A 17583-nucleotide genomic window follows, 5' to 3' on the forward strand; every position below is an offset into this window, starting at 1 on the left:
GACGCACCGCCCGACTTCGCCAGAACCTTGGTGATCGCCGCCGTCAGCGACGTCTTGCCATGGTCCACGTGCCCGATCGTACCAATGTTGCAGTGCGGCTTGTTCCGCTCAAACTTAGCTTTCGCCATCTATCGGTCACCCTGTTGGTCCAGCGCCGACACCGGCGCACCATCTGGCCCATGACCCACCGCCCGCTCCGCTTCCCCATGAGGGAATGGAGCGGGTGACGGGAATCGAACCCGCACAACCAGCTTGGAAGGCTGGGGCTCTACCATTGAGCTACACCCGCACCGCGCGGCAGTGCCGAATCCCTGCAACCAGGGCACGGACCGCAGCGCCGTGGCGCCTCCAACCGGGAAAACTTGGCCTGCCCGGGCCCGCGACATCCGCAGACGTCGCGGGCGGGCCGGTATGGAGGGGGTTGGATTCGAACCAACGTAGGCGTGCGCCAACGGATTTACAGTCCGTCCCCTTTAGCCACTCGGGCACCCCTCCGCGCTGTTCCCGGCCGGCGGGAGCGCTGCGGACTATCTGGTTTCCGGGCGGCCTGTCAACGTGCCTCCATGCGGTTTCGCGAAGAAAGCGCCGGAAATCGCGCATGGTGCTTGCGCCGCCGCCGCCGATCCGCAGGATGCCGCGCATGTCCCGCCCTCCCCGCCGGCCCGAGGGGCCACGCCCCTCCTCCCGTTCCTCCTCACACCCGTCCTCGCGGACGCATTCCCCTGAATCCGGCCGGCCCCAGGGTCAGGCCCCCCAGGGCCAGGCCCATGGCCGCCCCCCTGGCATGCCCCACGGCGCCCAGGCCGGCGCCGGGCGCGCGCCCTCCCGCACGGCCGAGGCCGAGCCGGCGCCGCGCGCCGGCGCCCGCCCCAGCCGCGCCACCCGATTCGCCGAGCGCGCCCCCGAGGCCGCGCCCATGGCGGGCCCGGCCCCCGCCCGCCGCGAGAAGGCCGCCGCCCCGCGCGAGAAGACCGAGCCCAACACGCTGTGGCTCTACGGCCTGCACACCGTGGCCGCGGCGCTGGCCAACCCGCAGCGCCGGCTGCGCCGCCTGCTGCTCACCACCGAGGCCGAGGCGGCGCTGGCCGAGCGCCTGCCGCGCCCCTGGAAGATCCAGCCCGAGCGGGTGGAGCGCGGTCGCTTCCAGACCTTCCTGACCGAGGACGCGGTGCACCAGGGCATCGCCCTGCTGTGCGAGCCGCTGCCGCCGGTGCCGCTGGAGGATGCGCTGGCGCGCTCGCGCGGGCCGGTGCTGCTGCTCGACCAGGTGACGGACCCGCGCAATGTCGGCGCCATCCTGCGTTCGGCCGCCGCCTTCGGCGCCGCGGCGGTGGTGATGCAGGACCGCAACGCGCCGCCGGAGACCGGCGCCATGGCGCGCGCCGCCGTCGGCGCGCTGGACAGCGTGCCGGTGGCGCGGGAGGTGAACCTGGCCCGCACCATCCAGACGCTGCAGCGCGCCGGCTACTGGGTGATGGGGCTGGATGGCGACGCCAACAACACCCTGGCCGAGGCCCGCCCGAAGGACCGCCCCGTGGCCCTGGTGCTGGGCGCCGAGGACACCGGCCTGCGCCGCCTGCAGCGCGAGACCTGCGACGAGCTGGTGCGCCTGCCCATCAGCGGCGCGGTGGAGAGCCTGAACGTCTCGGTCGCCGCCTCGGTGGCGCTCTACGAGCTGGTCCGGAAGGACTGAGGGAAACCGCGTGGGGCGGATGCGCATCCGCCCCACCGCATTCGCCAACCCTTAACCTTTCCGCGCCATCCTGCCCCTGCCGTCACCGGACGGACCTCCACAATGCCAAGACGGCCGCATCCTGGGACACGACCATGCCCCCCCGGCCCGCAACCTGGCACGATTTCTCCGAGCAGCAGCAGCTTGCCCTCTCGCGCGAGGCGCTGCGGCGCGCCGCCGAGACCCTGGCCGGCCATGCCGAGCTCCTGGCGCGCGAAATGGAAGGCGGCTCGCTGCTCGACCAGGGCGGCCCCGATGCGCTGCGCCTCTTCGCCTCGGTGGTGCGCGCCACCAGCACCGACGCCTTCGGCCCCGTGCTGCGCGCCTGAGCCTGGGGAAACGCGCCCCATGCCGGACACCCCCTCCCCGCAGCCCATCGAGCTTCGCATCTTCTCCCTCGGGCAGGAGCAGGCCCTGCGCGAATGGGCCAGCCGCCACGCGCTGAACATGCAGTTCCGCCCGCTGGAGGATTTCCTGCCCGGCGAGGGCACGGGCGCCATCGTCGCCATCGCCCGCGACGCGGAGGCGCGGCGCCGCCTCGCCCGCGACTTCGCCGCCCCCTGACGCCACGCGCGCCGCCGCCGGCGGGACCGGGGGTCAGTCGGGCCTGATCCCCGCCCGCCTCACCACCGCCGCCCAGCGTTCCGCATCGGCCAGGATCCGCCGCTCCAGCGCCGCAGGCGGCTCGTCGAGCACCTCCACCCCGAGCGCGGCCAGCCGCTCGGCGACATCTGGCCGGCGCAGGGCCGCCTGACCGGCGGCGTGCAGCCGCGCGGCGATGGCGGGCGGCAGCCCGGCCGGCGCCACCAGCCCGTGCCAGCCCGTGGCGGCGAGGTTGCGCAGCCCCGCCTCCTCCAGCGTCGGCACCTCCGGCAGGGCGGCGGCGCGGCGTGGCGCGGACACGGCGAGGCCGCGCAGCCGGCCGCCCCGCACATGGTCGGTGACGGCGCCGATGTTGATCCACACCCCCTCCAGATGCCCGGCCAGCAGGTCGTTGATGGCCAGGGCGCCGCCCCGGTAGGGCACATGGGTCCAGCGGATCTCGGCCGCCTGCTGCATCAGCTCGCCGACGAGGTGGGAGAGGCTGCCATTGCCCGGCGTGCCCACCGCCAGGGCGCCGCCGCGCGCCGCCTCGGCGAATCCGGCCAGGTCGCGCTGCGGCGCCTCGGCCCGCACCACCAGGATCTGCGGCACGGCGACGCCGGGCAGGATGGGCTCGAAGGCGCGCAGCGGGTCGTAGCCCAGGCGCGGGAAGAGGGCGGCGTTGATCGACAGGCTGTCGGAGCCGGCGAGCAGCGTGTAGCCATCCGGCTTCGCCCGCGCGGCGGCCTCGTAGCCGATGTTGCTGCCGGCGCCGGGCAGGTTCTCCACCTGCACGGCGCGGCCCAGCGCCTCGCCCATGCCGCGGGCCAGCAGCCGCGCCACCAGATCCTGGCTGCCGCCCGGCGCCACCGGCACGATCAGCCGCAGCGGCCGGTCGGGAAAGGCGGCGGTCTCGGCGGGCTGGGCCCGCGGCGCGCGGGCCGGCGGCAGCAGCGGCGCGGCCAGGGCGGCGAGCAGGCCCGGCAGGGCGCGGCGGGGCAATTTATTCTGCGTCATGAAATCGTGATTTCCAGAAGGGCGTTCCGGCGCCTGCCTCTCATCGTCCCGAACCTCGTCATCACCGGCTTTGCAGCGTCCCGGCGCGGCATCTCCGGGCCGCTTCGGCGGGCAGGGGCAAGGAATCAGACGCAAGGAAGGGGCCGGGGTGTTTTCTTGGAACTTACCGTAGAATGATTTATATGACAGTTGTCAAACGTGTTTAATGGGAAGCCCATCATGCTCCACGCGGAAGACAACCGGCCCACGCCGCAGGCCCTGCCCGCCTGCGCCTTCGCCGCCCCCCTGGCGGCGGAGCCGGACCTGCCGGTGCTGCTCAGCCTGGGGGCCTGCCTGCTCGCCACGCTCGCCCTGGGGCTCGCCGGCGGCTGAGCCGCCGCCGGCCGGGCGCGCGCAGGCCCGCGGCAGGCCTGCCCATCCCCTTGATCGCATTGCGATAGCCAGGAGCGCAAAGCCTCGCCCGATGGCCGATTTCCTGTCGTTGCGCCCTTGCGCGCGGCGGCGATGCGGGCGCATCGTCCGGCCTCCACAATGGCAGCTTCAGGAGTACGGGCCATGGGCGTGACGGCAGCCGACAGCAACGCGGCTCTGCAGGCGAGGCGCGAGGCGGCGGTGCCGCGCGGCCTCGGCATCCAGCTTCCGGTCTTCGCGGCGAAGGCCGAGAACGCCGAGATCACCGACATCGAGGGCAAGCGCTACATCGATTTCGGCGCCGGCATCGCGGTGGTGAACACCGGCCACCTGCACCCCAAGGTGAAGGCCGCCGTCGCCGCGCAGCTCGAGAACTTCAGCCACACCTGCATCCAGGTGATGCCCTATGAGGGCTACATCCGCCTGGCCGAGCGGCTGAACGCCGTGGTGCCGACGCGCGGGCCCCGCAAGACGGTGTTCCTCACCACCGGCGCCGAGGCGATCGAGAACGCGGTGAAGATCGCCCGCCACCACACGGGCCGCAACGGCGTCATCGCCTTCTCCGGCGCCTTCCACGGCCGCACCCTGCTCGGCATGGCGCTGACCGGCAAGGTGGTGCCCTACAAGGCGGGCTTCGGCTCGATGCCGGGCGAGGTGTTCCACCTGCCCTTCCCCGTCGCCTACCACGGCAAGGAGGTCGAGCAGACGCTGGAGGCGCTGGAGGTGATGTTCCGCGCCGATGTGGACCCCAAGCGCATCGCCGCCATGATCATCGAGCCGGTGCAGGGCGAGGGCGGCTTCTACATCGCCCAGGCCGAGCTGCTGGCCGGCATCCGCCGCATCTGCGACGAGCATGGCATCGTCATGATTGTCGACGAGGTGCAGACCGGCTTCGCCCGCACTGGCAAGCTGTTCGCCATCGAGCATTCCGGCGTGCAGCCGGACATCATCACCATGGCCAAGTCGCTGGCCGGCGGCTTCCCGCTCTCGGCCGTCACCGGCAAGGCGGAGATCATGGACAGCCCGATGGCCGGCGGCCTCGGCGGCACCTATGGCGGCAACCCGCTGGCCTGCGCCGCCGGCAACGCCGTGCTCGACGTGATCGAGGAGGAGGGCCTCTGCGCCCGCGCCGACCAGATCGGCGAGATCATCGTCTCCGCCCTGAAGGAGATGCAGGCGAGCAACAGCCTGAAGGGCGTCATCGGCGACATCCGCGGCCTCGGCGCCATGGTGGCGATGGAGCTGGTGGCGGGCGACGACGCCAACCGCCCGGACCCCGACCTGACCAAGGCGCTGGTGGCGCGCGCGGCCCAGAAGGGGCTGGTGCTGCTCTCCTGCGGCGTGCGCGGCAACGTCATCCGCTTCCTGGTGCCGCTCACCGCCTCCGATTCGCTGGTGAAGGAAGGCATGGGCATCCTGGGCGAGGCGCTGCGCGAATGCGTCGCCGAGCGCACCGCCTGAGCCCAGGCGCCTGACGGGGGGAGACAAGCCGGCAACTCCATGATCGGCGCTGCATTGAAGGGGGCGGTGCTCGCCCTGGCATTCCTCGTCGTGGCGCGGGTCATGGCGGGGAACGGGGGGACCACCCCCCTCCCCCTCGGCCCAGCGCTGGAGGGTATCTCCCTCGCCCGGCTGGGCGAGGTCGCCCTGCTGGGGGCCGGCACCGCCCTGGCGCTGCTGCTGCTGCGCTGGCCCCTCCCCTTTGGGCCGCGCCGCGCGCTGGGCGGCGGGCTGGTGGTGGGGGCCATCGCCATCGTCGTGTTCCACCAGGCCAGCCTGTTCGTGCTGCACCAGGCCTTCCGCCTGGTGCCGGAGCGCGGCTTCCTCTTCGCCCCGCTGCCGGGCACCGAGATCCCGGCGCTCTACGCGCTGATGCTGGTGGGTGCGCTCGGCGGCGCCTTCCTCTCGCTGATCCTGCGCTGGGTGCACGCCCTGCCGGACCTGCTCTGCGGCGCGCTGCTCGGCGCCTTCGGGCTCACCCTGTTCGGCCGGCTTCCCGGCGTGCCGGGATTCGAGGCGCCGTGGTGGCAATGGGCCGTCGTCAATGGCGGCTGGGGGTGGGGCACCGCCTTCCTGCTGCGCCCCCTGGCCCTGCGCGGCGGCGAAGAGCGCTACCAGCGCGAGGCACCGGCGGCCCACTGAGGGTGGCGCGGCGGGTGGCGCGGCGGGTGGCGGCACCCTCCCGCCGCGCCACCCCCTTCTTTTTTCCGCCGGGCATGGGCATCTCTGGCGCATGACCGATGCGCTGCGCGTCCGCCCCGACCCCTCCGACCCCCGCCTCACCCGCCGGGTGGCGGGGCTCGACCAGGCGGGGCGGCCCGTCGAGGTCAGCGTCACCGTCGAGCGGCCGCTGACGCTCTACCTGAACGGGCAGGAGATCGTCACCATGATGACGATCGGCGACCACCCGGAGGATCTCGCCCTCGGCTACCTGCTGAACCAGGGGATGCTGCGGCCGGACGACCGCGTCTCCGCCATCGACCATGACGAGGATCTCGGCGTCGTCGTCGTCCGCACCGAGCGGACCACGGACCACGAGGCGAAGCTGCGCAAGAAGACGCTGACTTCCGGCTGCGCCCAGGGCACCGCCTTCGGCGACCTGATGGAAGGCTTCGCCCAGGTCCGGCTGCCGGCGGAGGCGGTGTTGCGCACCTCCTGGCTCTACGGCCTGCTGCGCGCCATCAACACCCTGCCGACGCTCTACCTGGAGGCCGGCGCCATCCATGGCTGCGCGCTGTGCCAGGCGGACCAGCCGATCGTCTACATGGAGGATGTCGGCCGCCACAACGCGGTGGACAAGATCGCCGGCTGGATGTTCCGCGAGGGCGAGCCGGGCGCCGACAAGATCTTCTACACCACCGGCCGCCTCACCTCCGAGATGGTCATCAAGACCGTGCGGATGGGCATTCCCATCCTCATCTCGCGCTCGGGCTTCACCGCCTGGGGGGTGGAGCTGGCGCGCGAGGCGAACCTCACCCTCATCGGCCGCTGCAAGGGCAGCCGCTTCATCGCGCTGGCCGGCGAGAACCGCATCGTCTTCGACGCCGACCCGGCGCGGGATGGTGAGGAAAGCCCCCGCCACTGGCGCAAGAACAGCCGGGAGGCGGAAAGCCATGCGGGCTAAGACGCTCGGCCTCGTCCTGGCGGGCGGGCTGGCGCGCCGCATGGGCGGCGGCGACAAGCCGCTGCGCCCGCTCGGCGGAAGGCCGATGCTCGACCATGTGCTGCTCCGCCTGCGCCCGCAGGTGGCGGGCGTGCTGCTGAACGCCAATGGCCACCCGGCGCGCTTCGCCGCCTGGGGCCTGCCGGTGGCGGCCGACGGGCTGCCCGGCCATCCCGGCCCGCTCGCCGGCATCCTGGCCGGGCTGGACTGGGCGGCGGCGGAGCGGCCGGACCTGCCCTGGCTGGTCTCGGTGCCGGGCGATTCGCCCTTCATCCCGGCCGACCTCGTGGCGCGGCTGCACGCGGCGCGCGTGGCGGCGGGCACGCCGCTGGCCTGCGCCCGCTCCGGCGGCTGGTCGCACCCGCCGATCGGCCTCTGGCCGGTGGCGCTGCGGGACGAGCTGCGCGCCGCGCTGCAGGGCGGCGAGCGCAAGATCGACCGCTGGACCGCCCGCTTCGGCTGCGCCGAGGCCGAGTGGCCCGCCACGCCGGTGGACCCCTTCTTCAACGCCAACGCGCCGGAGGAGCTGGCGGAGGCGGAGAAGCTCTTGCGGTCCGCGCCGCCGCTGCCCATAGCTTGAGGCACGCCATTCCGCGGAGCGAGAAACCATGAAGGCATTCATCACCGGCGTCGTGGCCGCCATCATCCTGGCCACGGCAGCCTCCTTCGTGCTGGACACCGAGGTGCAGCGCGACGCCGAGACCGCCTTCCAGACCCGCGGCGTGCGGCTGTAACGCAGCGGCCGGGGAGAAGCCGCGGCCCTCCCCGCCGGCCGGCGCCCGCGTTCAGCCCCGCGGGTCGCCGGCGTTCGGGAAGAAGAGCTGCTCGCCGTCGATCCTGTAGCCGGCGATGGCCGCCTGCCCCTCCTGCGACACCAGCCAGTCGATGAAGGCCTGGCCCTCCGCCTGCTTCACATGCGGGTGCCGCGCCGGGTTCACCAGCATCACGCCATACTGGTTGAACAGGCGCTGGTCGCCCTCGGTGAGGATGGCGAGGCCGCGGCGGTTGCGGAAGCTGATCCAGGTGCCGCGGTCGGCCAGCAGATAGGCCTCGGCGGCGGCGGCGGTGTTCAGCGCCGGGCCCATCCCCTGCCCGATCTCCTTGTACCAGCCGCCGCCGGTGGCCGCCGGGTCGATCCCCGCCTGGCGCCACAGCCGCAGCTCGGCCGCATGGGTGCCGGAGCGGTCGCCGCGGCTGATGAAGGCCGCCTTCCTCTCCGCGATGGCCTTCAGCGCGGCGGCGATGTCGGCGCCGGCGGCGCGCACCCCCGCCGGGTCCGCCTTCGGCCCGGCCAGCACGAAGTCGTTGTACATCACGGGATAGCGGCGCGTCGCATAGCCCTCGGCGACGAACTTCTCCTCCGCCGCCCGGTCGTGCACGAAGACCACGTCGGCATCGCCGCGCCGGCCGACATCGAGCGCCTGCCCGGTGCCCAGCGCCACCACGCGCACGGCGATGCCCGTCTTCCCCGTGAAGATCGGCAGGATATGGCCGAACAGGCCGGATTGCTCGGTGGAGGTGGTGGAGGAGACGGTGATGCTGCGCTCCTGCGCCAGGGAGGGCGACAGGGGCGGCAGGCTGGCGAGCAGCCCCGCGAGCAAGGGCAGCAGGGGCAGGAAGAGGCGGCGGCGCATGGGCTCTGGCTCCGGTCCGGCATTTTGTCTCGGGCAGGCAAACTGACACGGCAGGCGCTGGCGGGGAGCCGCCCCATTCCCTAGCATCCGCCGCCACCTGCCGGAGCCTGCCGCCTGATGCCGGAATTTCTCACCCTGAAGGAAGCCGCGCGGCTGCTGCGCCTGTCCGAGCGTGCCCTGTATGACCTGGCCCGGCAGCAGCGCCTGCCGGCGGTGATCCTGGCCGGCAAGTGGATCTTCCCGCGCGACCTGCTGCTGCGCTGGATGAGCCGCGCCGCCGGGCCGGAGGCGGCCCGCCTCGCCCCGCCCGCCATCCTGGCCGGCAGCCACGACCCGCTGCTGGACTGGGCGGTGCGGCAATCCGGCTGCGGCCTGGCCATCGCCGCGGGCGGCAGCCTGATGGGGCTGGAGACCCTGGCCGCCGGCCGCGCCCTGGCCGCCGCCACCCACCTGCCGGACCCCGATGGCGGCGCCTTCAACGAGGCCACGGTGCGCGACCTGCTGCCGGACGCGCAGGCGGTGGGGCTGGTCTGGGCCTGGCGCGAGCAGGGGCTGATCCTGCCCGCCGGCAACCCGCAGGCGGTGCGCGGCATCGCCGACCTGGCGCGGCCGGGACTGCGCGTGGCCGGGCGCCAGCCGCGCGCCGGCAGCCACCTGCTGCTGCTGCACCTGCTGGCCGAGGCGCAGATCCGGCTGGACTCCCTCCGCTTCCTGGCCGAGCCCGCCATGGCGGAGGACGAGGTGGCCGCCGCCGTGGCCGAGGGCCGTGCCGAGGCCGGCTTCGGCATCCGTGCCGAGGCGGCGGCGCGCGGGCTGCACTTCCTGCCGCTGATCCGCGAGCGCTTCGACCTCGTGGCGCGGGCGCAGGACTGGTTCGGGCCGGAGCTGCAGGCGCTGCTCCGCTTCACCCGCACGCCCGGCTTCGCGGCGCGGGCGGAGCGGCTGAGCGGCTACGACATCGCCGCCTGCGGCAGCGTGGCTTTCCGGGTCTAGAGCAGATCGCGAGCAGGCTGCTTCGCCTGATCGCGTGAAGATGCTCGTGGAAACAATGAGCCAGAGCCTTTTCTGTGAGCCAGTGCGAACGGAAAAGGCTCTAGGCCGTCACTTCTCGCAGCGGACGAACACCGTGCCCCGGTTGGCCAGCTCGCCGATGTCGGCGACGCTGCGCTCCGCGCCCGCGCTGGGGGCGGTCTGCGGCGTGATCTGGGCGCGGCGGAGGAATTCCTGCGCCACCGCGCCCTTCACCGCGAAGTTCACGTTCTGCGGGATGTCGCCGGTGCGCTTGGCGATGTTCTGCGCGTGCAGCTTGCTCACCACCACGCCGACGATGTGGCCCTGCATGTCCAGCAGCGGGCCGCCGGAATTGCCCGGCTGCACCTCGGCGCTGATCTGGTAGTGGTTGGGGTTGTTGCCGAGGCCGTTCAGCCCGTTCACCTCGCCCCGCGTCAGCTTGGGGTCGGAGGAGAGCAGCCCGGCCAGCGGGAAGCCGAAGGCGATGACACCCTCGCCCCGCCGCACCTCGGGGCTGGCGCGGAAGGGCAGCGGCTCGCCCGGGTCGCCCGGCACGGCCAGCAGGGCGAGGTCGATGCCGGCATCCACCCGCGCGGGCGGCACGGCGGGCAGCGTCCGCCCGTCGGCGGTGCGGACGAAGATGCGGTCGCAGCCATCCACCACGTGATGGTTGGTCAGCACCCGGTCGGTGGCCACGACGAAGCCGGTGCCGGAGGCGGCGCGCGCCTTGGGGTCCGGCTGGCCGGCGGCCGGGCGGCTGGGCGCGGCGCGCAGCGCGGCCTCCTCCACCACCACGCGCGGCTCGGCGCAGATGTCGCGGTCCCGCAGCACCGCCACCCGGCCATCCGCCACGGTCAGGCGGATGTCGAAGCGGCAGCCGGCCTCGGCGCGGGTGCGCAGGGTGAAGGATTTGTCGGTCGGCATCGGCCGCGGCAGGGTGTTGGCCCCCCAGTCGGCGCGGCCGCTGCGCACCGCCTGCAGGCTGGTGGCGTCCTGCCCGGTGCGGTTGACGAGCTGGAGCCGGTTGCCCGCCTCCGCCGGGGCGGCGGGAGCCGGTGCCGTGGGGGCCGTGGCAGCGGGAGCCGGTGCCGTGAAGGCCGGTGCCGGGGAACCCTGCGCCAGCGTGGTGGCGGGCAGGGCGAGGAAGGCGCAGAGCAGGGCGGTGCGGTGCATGACGGGCGGGATGTTCTCTCTCGGCGGCTCCGGGTCAATGGCCAGCCCCGCGCTTCCGGCGAGGTTTCCGCATTCGCCCCTTGACCTTCCCATAATGGGAATCCCCATCTTGGCGCCATGCCCGACCTCGCCCCCGCCCCCACCCGCCTGACCCTGCCCGTGACCGGCATGACCTGCGCGAGCTGCGCCGGCCGCGTGGAGCGTGCCCTGCGAAAGGTGCCGGGCGTCACCGAGGCCCGGGTCAACCTGGCCAGCGAGCAGGCCGAGGCCGAGGGCACCGCCAGCCTCGAGGCGCTGCGCGAGGCCATCGCCCGCGCCGGCTACGGCGTGGCCGAGACGGAGCGGGACCTCGCCATCGAGGGCATGACCTGCGCCAGCTGCGCGGGGCGGGTGGAGCGCGCGCTGCGGAAGGTGCCGGGCGTGCTGGACGTCTCGGTGAACCTGGCCTCGGAGACGGCGCATCTGCGCCTGCTGGCGGGAACGGAGACCGAGCCCCTGGCCGAGGCCATCGGCCGCGCCGGCTATGCCCTGCGCGCCGAGGCCGGGCCGGACGAGGAGGCCACGCAGGCCCGCCAGCTGCGGCGGGAGCGGCTGGAGCTGGCGCTCGCCTTCGCCCTGGTCGCGCCCTTCCTCATCGGCATGGTGGGGATGGCCTTCGGCCGGCACTGGATGCCGCCGGGCTGGGCGCAGGCGCTGCTGGCAGCGCCGCTGCAATTCTGGCTGGGGCTGCGCTTCTACCGCGCCGGCTGGTCGGCGCTGAAGGCGCGCACCGGCAACATGGACCTGCTGGTGGCCATCGGCACCAGCGCCGCCTTCGGCCTCTCGCTGGTGCTGCTGCTGCAGGGCGAGCCGCATCTCTATTTCGAGGCGGCGGCGGTGGTCATCGCCTTCGTGCTGCTGGGGCGGCACCTCGAATCGCGCGCCCGCCGCGCCACGGGGGCCGCCATCGCCGCGCTGCTGGCGCTGCGCCCGCGCACCGCCCGCCGGCTGGATGCGGCGGGGCTGGAGCAGGAGGTGCCGATCGCCGCCCTCCACCCCGGCGACCGCGTGGTGGTCCGCCCCGGCGAGCGCATCCCCGCCGACGGCACGGTGGAGGAGGGCGCCTCGGGCGTCGATGAAAGCGCGCTGACCGGCGAGAGCCGCGCCGTGGAGAAGCACCCGGGCGACACGGTGGCCACCGGCACGGTGGCGCTGGATGGCAGGCTGGTGCTGCGCGCCACGGCGGTCGGCGCCGAGACGCGGCTGGCCCAGGTGGCGAAGCTGGTGCAGGCGGCCCAGGCCAGCCGCGCGCCGGTGCAGAAGCTGGTGGACCGGGTCAGCGCCGTCTTCGTGCCGGTGGTGCTGGGCATCGCCGCGCTCACCTTCCTGGGCTGGTGGCTCGCCGGCGGCGGGGTGGCGGCGGCCATCCTGCACGCGGTGGCGGTGCTGGTCATCGCCTGCCCCTGCGCGCTGGGCCTGGCGACGCCGGCCGCCATCATGGCCGGCACCGGCGCCGCCGCCCGCGCCGGCATCCTGATCCGCGACGCCGAGGCGCTGGAGCGGGCCGGGCACATCACCCTCGTCGCCTTCGACAAGACCGGCACGCTGACCGAGGGCCGCCCCCGGCTGGCGGCGCTGCACCCTGCCCCGGGCCAGGACCGCGCCGGGGCGCTGGCCGCCGCCGCGCGCCTGCAGGCCGGCAGCGAGCACCCGCTGGCCCGCGCCGTGCTGGAACAGGCCGGCGGCACGCCCGCCCCGGCCGAAGCCTTCCGCGCCCTGCCCGGACGCGGCGTGGAGGGGGTGGTGGACGGGCAGCGCCTGCTGCTCGGCAGCAACCGGCTGCTGGCCGAGAGCGGCGCCGCCCCCGGCCCGCTGGCCGCCGAGGCCGAGGCCGCCGCCGGGCGCGGCGAAACCCTCTCCTGGCTGATCCGGCCCGAGCCGCCCCAGGCCCTGGCCCTGCTGGCCTTCGCCGACACGCCGCGCGAGAGTGCCGGCGCGGCCGTGGCCGCGCTGGCCGCCCAGGGCGTTGCCACCGCCATGCTGAGCGGCGACGGCCCCGCCGCCGCCCGCGCCGTGGCGCAGGGCCTCGGCATCGCGGAGGTGGCGGCCGAGGTGCTGCCGGCGCAGAAGGCCGAGCGCGTCGCCGCCTGGCAGCGCGAGGGCCGCCGCGTGGCCATGGTGGGCGATGGCGTGAACGACGCCGCAGCACTCGCCACCGCCGATCTCGGCATCGCCATGGGCAGCGGCACGGATGCCGCCATCGCCGCCGCGCATGTGACGCTGCTGCGCCCGGACCCGGCGCTGGTGCCGGCGACGCTCTCCATCACCCGCGCGACGCTGGCAAAGATCCGGCAGAACCTGGCCTGGGCCTTCGGGTTCAACACGCTGGGCATCCCGCTCGCGGCCTTCGGCCTGCTCTCGCCGGCACTGGCGGGGGCGGCGATGGCCTTCTCCTCGGTGGCGGTGCTCTCCAACGCGCTGCTGCTCCGCCGCTGGAGGGCGCGCGCATGAACATCGGCGAGGCGGCGCGGCGCTCCGGCCTCAGCGCCAAGATGATCCGCCACTACGAGGCGGAGGGGCTGCTGACGGCACGGCGCCTGGCCAATGGCTACCGCGACTACGCGGAGGCCGACATCGCGGTGCTGCGCTTCATCCGCCACGCCCGGGCGCTCGCCTTCCCGCTGGAGGATGTGCGCCGCCTGCTGGCGCTGTGGCGGGACCGCCACCGCGCCAGCGCCGATGTGCGGCGCATCGCGCTCGACCATGTCGCGGCGCTGGAGGCCAAGGCGGAGGCGATGCAGGCCATGGCCCGCTCGCTGCGCCACCTGGCCGCCCACTGCCACGGCGATGCCCGCCCCGACTGCCCCATCCTGGACGAACTGGAGAAGCTGCCATGACCGAGACCCACACCCTGACCGTGCAGGGCATGAGCTGCGGCCACTGCGTGCGCGCCGTGACCGAGGCGATCCGCGCCGAGGACCCGAAGGCGGAGGTGGCGGTGGACCTCGCCGCCGGCACGGTGCGCGCCGCCACCGGCCTGCCGCGCGCGCGCGTCGCCGCGCTGGTGGCGGAGGAAGGCTACACCGTCACCGGTTGAAGCGTGCGGGCACCGGCTGAAGCGCGCGGGCACCGGCTGAAGCGCGCGGGCACCGGCTGAAGCGCGCGGGCACCGGCTGAAGCGCGCCGGCCGCGGCGCCTTCAGACTTTCTTCAGGGAAGCATGGCAGGAATCCCCGGCATCTGCGGGCGGAGGATCTGGCATGAGCGGTCTCTGGAAAAACCCCACCCTGCCGGGCACGCCCGGCGCGGGCCCCGGCATCGTGCCGGGCGGCTGGCGCAGCCCCTCGCCACTGGCCGACTACCAGCAGGCCCGCTTCACCGGCTATGGCGGCACCGATGTGCACCAGGCGGCGCCGCCACCGCCGCCGGCCGCGCTCAACCCCATCCTCAACCGCCTGCGGGACGACCTCGCCCAGCTTGTCGAATCGCACCGGGATTTCTTTTCCCGCAATGCCGAGATGGATGCGCGCGCCCTCACCCGCACCCGCCAGGGCTGGGCCGTCACCTGGCGCCGCTGGGCGCTGGACGATCTGGGAGAGCAGGTGGCGGAGACGCGCGGCGTCTTCGTCATCCACCGCGGCGACAGCTTCCACCACCGCCTCTTCCTCGACCGGAACGGGCAGCAATTGCTGGCCGTGCAGCCGCGGGACCCGCTCTCGCCGATGCGCTACCGCAAGCTCAGCCCCAGCACCGATCTCTGCGACCTCTACGGCCCCTTCGCCCGCCTCGCGGACAGCCCGCTCGGCTGAGCGGGCGCGGTCAGAGCGCCTGGAACATCACCAGCGCGTCCACCTCGCCGGCCGTGGGGTGGCGGAACGCGCCCGGCAGGCGGGCCAGGATCTCGAAGCCCATGGCCTGCCACAGCCGCACCGCCCGCTCATTGGTGCTGACCACGCAGTTGAACTGCATCGCCCGGTAGCCGCGCGCCCGGGCGTGCTCCAGCGAGTGCGCGCACATCGCCCGCGCAACGCCCCGCCCGGTGGCGGCCGCCGCGGTCATGTAGCCGCAATTGGCCACATGCGCCCCGCCCCCCGCCTGGTTGGGGCGGATGTAGTAGGTGCCGAGGATCTCGCCCCCCGCCTCCGCCACGAAGGTCTCGCGGTCCGCGCCCAGCCAGTAGGCCAGCGCCGCCGCCTCGCCCATGTCGCGCGGCAGGGCATAGGTCTCGCCGGCACGGATGGTCGGGCCGAGGATGGACCAGAGGGAAGTCTGGTCCTCGGCACGGGCGGGGCGGATCAACATGCGGCGAAGCTCTCCTGCTGGAAGCCCCGGTTTAGGCAGGGCGGCGGCGCGGCGCCAGCGCGGGGGCCGGCCGGGGGGGCTTCCCGCCCCGGCGCCGCGCGTTACTCTGGCCGGGCGCCATTCCACGGCGCCACCGCCGGAGGAAACCCAGGCCCATGCTGCCGCTCGCCCGCTTCACCGTGCTCGACCTCACCCGCGTCCGCTCCGGCCCCACCTGCGTGCGCCAGCTGGCCGACTGGGGCGCCAATGTCATCAAGATCGAGGCGCCGGAGGCGGTCGACACCGGCAAGGGGCTGGGCGGCGACACGCTGGGGCCGGACTACCAGAACGTCCACCGCAACAAGCGCGGCATCACGCTGAACCTGAAGTCGCCGGACGGGCTGGCGGCGTTCCGGCGGCTGGTGGCGCAGGCCGATGTGGTGGTGGAGAACTACCGCCCCGACGTGAAGGACCGCCTCGGCATCGGCTACGAGGCGCTCGCCGCCATCAACCCGCGCATCGTGCTCGGCTCCATCTCCGGCTTCGGGCAGGACGGCCCCTATGCGAAGCGGCCCGGCTTCGACCAGATCGCCCAGGGCATGGGCGGGCTGATGAGCGTGACCGGCCTGCCCGGCCAGGGGCCGGTGCGTGCCGGCATCCCCGTGGCCGACCTCACCGCCGGGCTCTACTGCGCCATCGGCATCCTCGTCGCGCTGCTGGAGCGGGAGCAGACGGGGCGCGGCCGCTGGGTGCACACCTCGCTGCTGGAGGCGATGGTGGGCATGATGGACTTCCAGGCCACGCGCTGGACCATGAAGGGCGAGGTGCCGCAGCAGGCCGGCAACGACCACCCCACCACCATTCCCACCGGCCTGTTCCGCACCAGCGACGGCGTCATCAACATCGCCGCTGGCGGCGGCGAGATGTGGCGGCGCATCGTCGGCGTGCTCGGCATCGAGGCGGAGGCGGCCGACCCCGATCTCGCCACCGACAAGCTGCGCTCGCAGAACCGCACCAAGACCAACGCCGTGCTGCAGGCGAAGCTGGAGACGGACACCGCCGCCCACTGGATCGAGGCCTTCAACGCCGCCGGCGTGCCCTGCGGCCCGGTCTATTCCATGGACCAGGTGTTCGACGACGCGCAGGTGCGGCATCTCGGCCTCGCCTGGCCGGTGCGCCACCCGCAGCTCGGCGAGATCAACCTGGTGCGGCCGCCCATGCAGCTCGCCGGCGTCGAGCCGCCGCGCCAGCCGACGCCGGAGCGCGGCCAGCACACCACCTCCGTGCTGCGCGAATTCGGCTTCGCCTCGGAGGAGATCGACACGCTCCGCGCCAAGAAGGCCATCTGACCCCATGCGCATCACCGCCATCCGCGACGGCGTCGCGCCGATCGCCAGCGACATCGCCAACGCCTATATCGACTTCTCGAAGATGACGGCGAGCATCGTCGCCGTCACGGTGGAGGACGGCCATGGCCGCGCCGCCACCGGCTTCGGCTTCAACTCCAACGGCCGCTACGCCCAGCCCGGCCTGCTGCGGGAGCGCTTCATCCCGCGCCTGCTGGAGGCGCCGGAGGTGGCGCTGGCCACGCCCGAGGGCACGCTGAACCCGGCCGGCGCCTGGGCCGCCATGATGCGCAACGAGAAGCCCGGCGGGCATGGCGAGCGCTCCGTGGCGGTCGGCGTGCTGGACATGGCGCTGTGGGACGCGGCGGCGAAGCTGGAGGGCAAGCCGCTCTGGGCGCTGCTGGCCGAGCGCTACCGCCAGGGCCAGGCCGATGAGAGCGCCTGGATCTACGCCGCCGGCGGCTACTACTACCCCGGCAAGGGCGTCGATCAGCTCGTCGAGGAGATGCGGCGCTATCTCGGCATGGGCTACTCGGTGGTGAAGATGAAGATCGGCGGCGCCCCCGGCACGCCGCTGCGCGACGCGCTGAAGGAGGACATCGCCCGCATCGAGGCGGTGCTGAAGCTGCTGGGCGGCGACGGCTCCCGCCTCTGCGTGGACGTCAACGGCCGCTTCGGCCTGCACGCGGCGCTGAGCTACGCGGCGGCGCTGGCCCCCTACAAGCTGCGCTGGTACGAGGAGCCGCTGGACCCGCTGGACTACAGCACCCACGCCGCGCTGGCCGAGCATTATGCCGGCCCCATCGCCACCGGCGAGAACCTGTTCTCCATGCAGGATGCGCGCAACCTGATCCGCCATGGCGGGCTGCGCCCGGACCGCGACATCCTGCAGTTCGACCCCGCCCTCTCCTACGGGCTGGTGGAATATCTCCGCACGCTGGAGATGCTGGCGCAGCATGGCTGGTCGCCGCGCCGCTGCGTGCCGCATGGCGGGCACCAGTTCGCGCTCAACATCGCGGTGGGGCTCGGCCTCGGCGGCAATGAGAGCTACCCGGAGGTGTTCGCGCCCTTCGGCGGCTTCGCCGACGATACGCCGGTGCAGGAGAGCCGCATCCGCCTGCACGACACGCCCGGCATCGGCTTCGAGAAGAAGTCGGCGCTGTATGCGGTGCTGCGGACGCTGGTGGCGTAAGCCAGGAAGAGGTTCTTTTTTGGAAAAAAGAACCAAAAAACTTTTGTCAGTTTGGCCCGCGCC

General features: G+C 73.7%; 21 protein-coding genes and 2 tRNA genes. 16 read left to right on the top strand and 7 right to left on the bottom strand.

The window, feature by feature from the left end; all coding sequences use genetic code 11:
- The 3 genes from CR165_RS16220 to CR165_RS16230 form a co-directional block, all read right to left on the bottom strand.
- A partial coding sequence (locus tag CR165_RS16220; protein WP_245906489.1) for a GTP-binding protein occupies window positions 1–128 on the bottom strand: 128 nt, incomplete at its 3' end.
- An 87-nt stretch (window positions 129–215) separates the two neighbouring features.
- A tRNA-Gly gene (locus CR165_RS16225) sits at window positions 216–289 on the bottom strand.
- Window positions 290–412: 123 nt separating this feature from the next.
- A tRNA-Tyr gene (locus CR165_RS16230) sits at window positions 413–495 on the bottom strand.
- A 289-nt stretch (window positions 496–784) separates the two neighbouring features.
- On the opposite strand from CR165_RS16230, the gene rlmB reads away from it, so the two are divergent.
- The 3 genes from rlmB to CR165_RS16245 all read left to right on the top strand — a co-directional run bounded on the left by rlmB (window position 785) and on the right by CR165_RS16245 (window position 2296).
- Entirely contained in the window at window positions 785–1693 is a 909-nt protein-coding gene (gene rlmB / locus CR165_RS16235; protein ID WP_109517983.1) for a 23S rRNA (guanosine(2251)-2'-O)-methyltransferase RlmB, read from the top strand.
- A gap of 134 nt (window positions 1694–1827) precedes the next feature.
- Window positions 1828–2061 (top strand): hypothetical protein, encoded by a 234-nt coding sequence (locus tag CR165_RS16240; RefSeq protein WP_109517984.1) that lies wholly within the window; start codon window positions 1828–1830, stop codon window positions 2059–2061.
- A 19-nt stretch (window positions 2062–2080) separates the two neighbouring features.
- Complete coding sequence (locus CR165_RS16245; protein WP_109517985.1) at window positions 2081–2296, top strand: hypothetical protein; 216 nt, start codon at window positions 2081–2083, stop codon at window positions 2294–2296.
- Window positions 2297–2329: 33 nt separating this feature from the next.
- On the opposite strand, the gene CR165_RS16250 is transcribed toward CR165_RS16245, so the two are convergent.
- Entirely contained in the window at window positions 2330–3331 is a 1002-nt protein-coding gene (locus CR165_RS16250; protein ID WP_109517986.1) for a Bug family tripartite tricarboxylate transporter substrate binding protein, read from the bottom strand.
- 219 nt (window positions 3332–3550) lie between these two features.
- On the opposite strand from CR165_RS16250, the gene CR165_RS25105 reads away from it, so the two are divergent.
- From CR165_RS25105 to CR165_RS26020, 6 genes are all read left to right on the top strand, one after another.
- Window positions 3551–3703 (top strand): hypothetical protein, encoded by a 153-nt coding sequence (locus CR165_RS25105; RefSeq protein WP_181378198.1) that lies wholly within the window; start codon window positions 3551–3553, stop codon window positions 3701–3703.
- Window positions 3704–3886: 183 nt separating this feature from the next.
- Complete coding sequence (gene gabT, locus CR165_RS16255) at window positions 3887–5203, top strand: 4-aminobutyrate--2-oxoglutarate transaminase (RefSeq protein ID WP_109517987.1); 1317 nt, start codon at window positions 3887–3889, stop codon at window positions 5201–5203.
- Between the two features lie 39 nt (window positions 5204–5242).
- The gene (locus CR165_RS16260; RefSeq protein ID WP_146201920.1) at window positions 5243–5884 is read left to right on the top strand and encodes a hypothetical protein; all 642 of its coding nucleotides are present in this window, start codon (window positions 5243–5245) and stop codon (window positions 5882–5884) included.
- Window positions 5885–5975: 91 nt separating this feature from the next.
- Window positions 5976–6866, top strand: a complete 891-nt coding sequence (gene fdhD / locus CR165_RS16265) for a formate dehydrogenase accessory sulfurtransferase FdhD (protein WP_109517989.1) — start codon at window positions 5976–5978, stop codon at window positions 6864–6866.
- Complete coding sequence (gene mobA, locus CR165_RS16270; protein WP_109517990.1) at window positions 6856–7485, top strand: molybdenum cofactor guanylyltransferase MobA; 630 nt, start codon at window positions 6856–6858, stop codon at window positions 7483–7485. The genes fdhD and mobA overlap by 11 nt, the downstream gene beginning before the upstream one ends.
- A 28-nt stretch (window positions 7486–7513) precedes the next feature.
- Complete coding sequence (locus tag CR165_RS26020; RefSeq protein ID WP_281262105.1) at window positions 7514–7639, top strand: hypothetical protein; 126 nt, start codon at window positions 7514–7516, stop codon at window positions 7637–7639.
- Between the two features lie 51 nt (window positions 7640–7690).
- Here CR165_RS26020 and CR165_RS16275 read toward each other — a convergent pair whose 3' ends face one another.
- Window positions 7691–8539, bottom strand: a complete 849-nt coding sequence (locus CR165_RS16275; protein WP_109517991.1) for a substrate-binding domain-containing protein — start codon at window positions 8537–8539, stop codon at window positions 7691–7693.
- A 117-nt stretch (window positions 8540–8656) separates the two neighbouring features.
- Between CR165_RS16275 and CR165_RS16280 the strand changes: the two genes are divergently transcribed.
- Window positions 8657–9532: a helix-turn-helix transcriptional regulator gene (locus CR165_RS16280; RefSeq protein ID WP_109517992.1), complete on the top strand. Its 876-nt coding sequence runs from the start codon at window positions 8657–8659 to the stop codon at window positions 9530–9532.
- Between the two features lie 108 nt (window positions 9533–9640).
- Here CR165_RS16280 and CR165_RS16285 read toward each other — a convergent pair whose 3' ends face one another.
- A complete protein-coding gene (locus CR165_RS16285; RefSeq protein ID WP_109517993.1) occupies window positions 9641–10723 on the bottom strand; it encodes a trypsin-like peptidase domain-containing protein in 1083 nt (360 codons plus the stop codon).
- A gap of 117 nt (window positions 10724–10840) precedes the next feature.
- On the opposite strand from CR165_RS16285, the gene CR165_RS16290 reads away from it, so the two are divergent.
- The 4 genes from CR165_RS16290 to CR165_RS16305 all read left to right on the top strand — a co-directional run bounded on the left by CR165_RS16290 (window position 10841) and on the right by CR165_RS16305 (window position 14510).
- Window positions 10841–13213, top strand: coding sequence for a heavy metal translocating P-type ATPase (locus CR165_RS16290; protein WP_109517994.1), 2373 nt, complete (start codon window positions 10841–10843; stop codon window positions 13211–13213).
- Window positions 13210–13599 carry a Cu(I)-responsive transcriptional regulator gene (cueR, locus tag CR165_RS16295; RefSeq protein WP_109517995.1) on the top strand — a complete coding sequence of 130 codons (390 nt, stop codon included), beginning with the start codon at window positions 13210–13212 and terminating at the stop codon, window positions 13597–13599. The genes CR165_RS16290 and cueR overlap by 4 nt, the downstream gene beginning before the upstream one ends.
- Entirely contained in the window at window positions 13596–13799 is a 204-nt protein-coding gene (locus CR165_RS16300; RefSeq protein WP_109517996.1) for a heavy-metal-associated domain-containing protein, read from the top strand. Before cueR ends, CR165_RS16300 begins: the two co-directional genes overlap by 4 nt.
- Window positions 13800–13961: 162 nt before the next feature.
- A complete protein-coding gene (locus tag CR165_RS16305) occupies window positions 13962–14510 on the top strand; it encodes a hypothetical protein (protein ID WP_109517997.1) in 549 nt (182 codons plus the stop codon).
- 10 nt (window positions 14511–14520) lie between these two features.
- Here CR165_RS16305 and CR165_RS16310 read toward each other — a convergent pair whose 3' ends face one another.
- Window positions 14521–15003 carry a GNAT family N-acetyltransferase gene (locus CR165_RS16310; protein WP_109517998.1) on the bottom strand — a complete coding sequence of 161 codons (483 nt, stop codon included), beginning with the start codon at window positions 15001–15003 and terminating at the stop codon, window positions 14521–14523.
- A gap of 155 nt (window positions 15004–15158) precedes the next feature.
- Here CR165_RS16310 and CR165_RS16315 point away from each other — a divergent pair, with 155 nt between their 5' ends.
- Together CR165_RS16315 and CR165_RS16320 are read left to right on the top strand one after the other, a co-directional pair.
- Window positions 15159–16331, top strand: a complete 1173-nt coding sequence (locus tag CR165_RS16315; RefSeq protein ID WP_109517999.1) for a CaiB/BaiF CoA transferase family protein — start codon at window positions 15159–15161, stop codon at window positions 16329–16331.
- 4 nt (window positions 16332–16335) lie between these two features.
- Window positions 16336–17520 (top strand): enolase C-terminal domain-like protein, encoded by a 1185-nt coding sequence (locus tag CR165_RS16320; protein ID WP_109518000.1) that lies wholly within the window; start codon window positions 16336–16338, stop codon window positions 17518–17520.
- Window positions 17521–17583: the final 63 nt, after the last annotated feature.

The organism is Teichococcus aestuarii, from assembly GCF_003116135.1.
In the GTDB taxonomy this organism is placed as follows: domain Bacteria; phylum Pseudomonadota; class Alphaproteobacteria; order Acetobacterales; family Acetobacteraceae; genus Pseudoroseomonas; species Pseudoroseomonas aestuarii.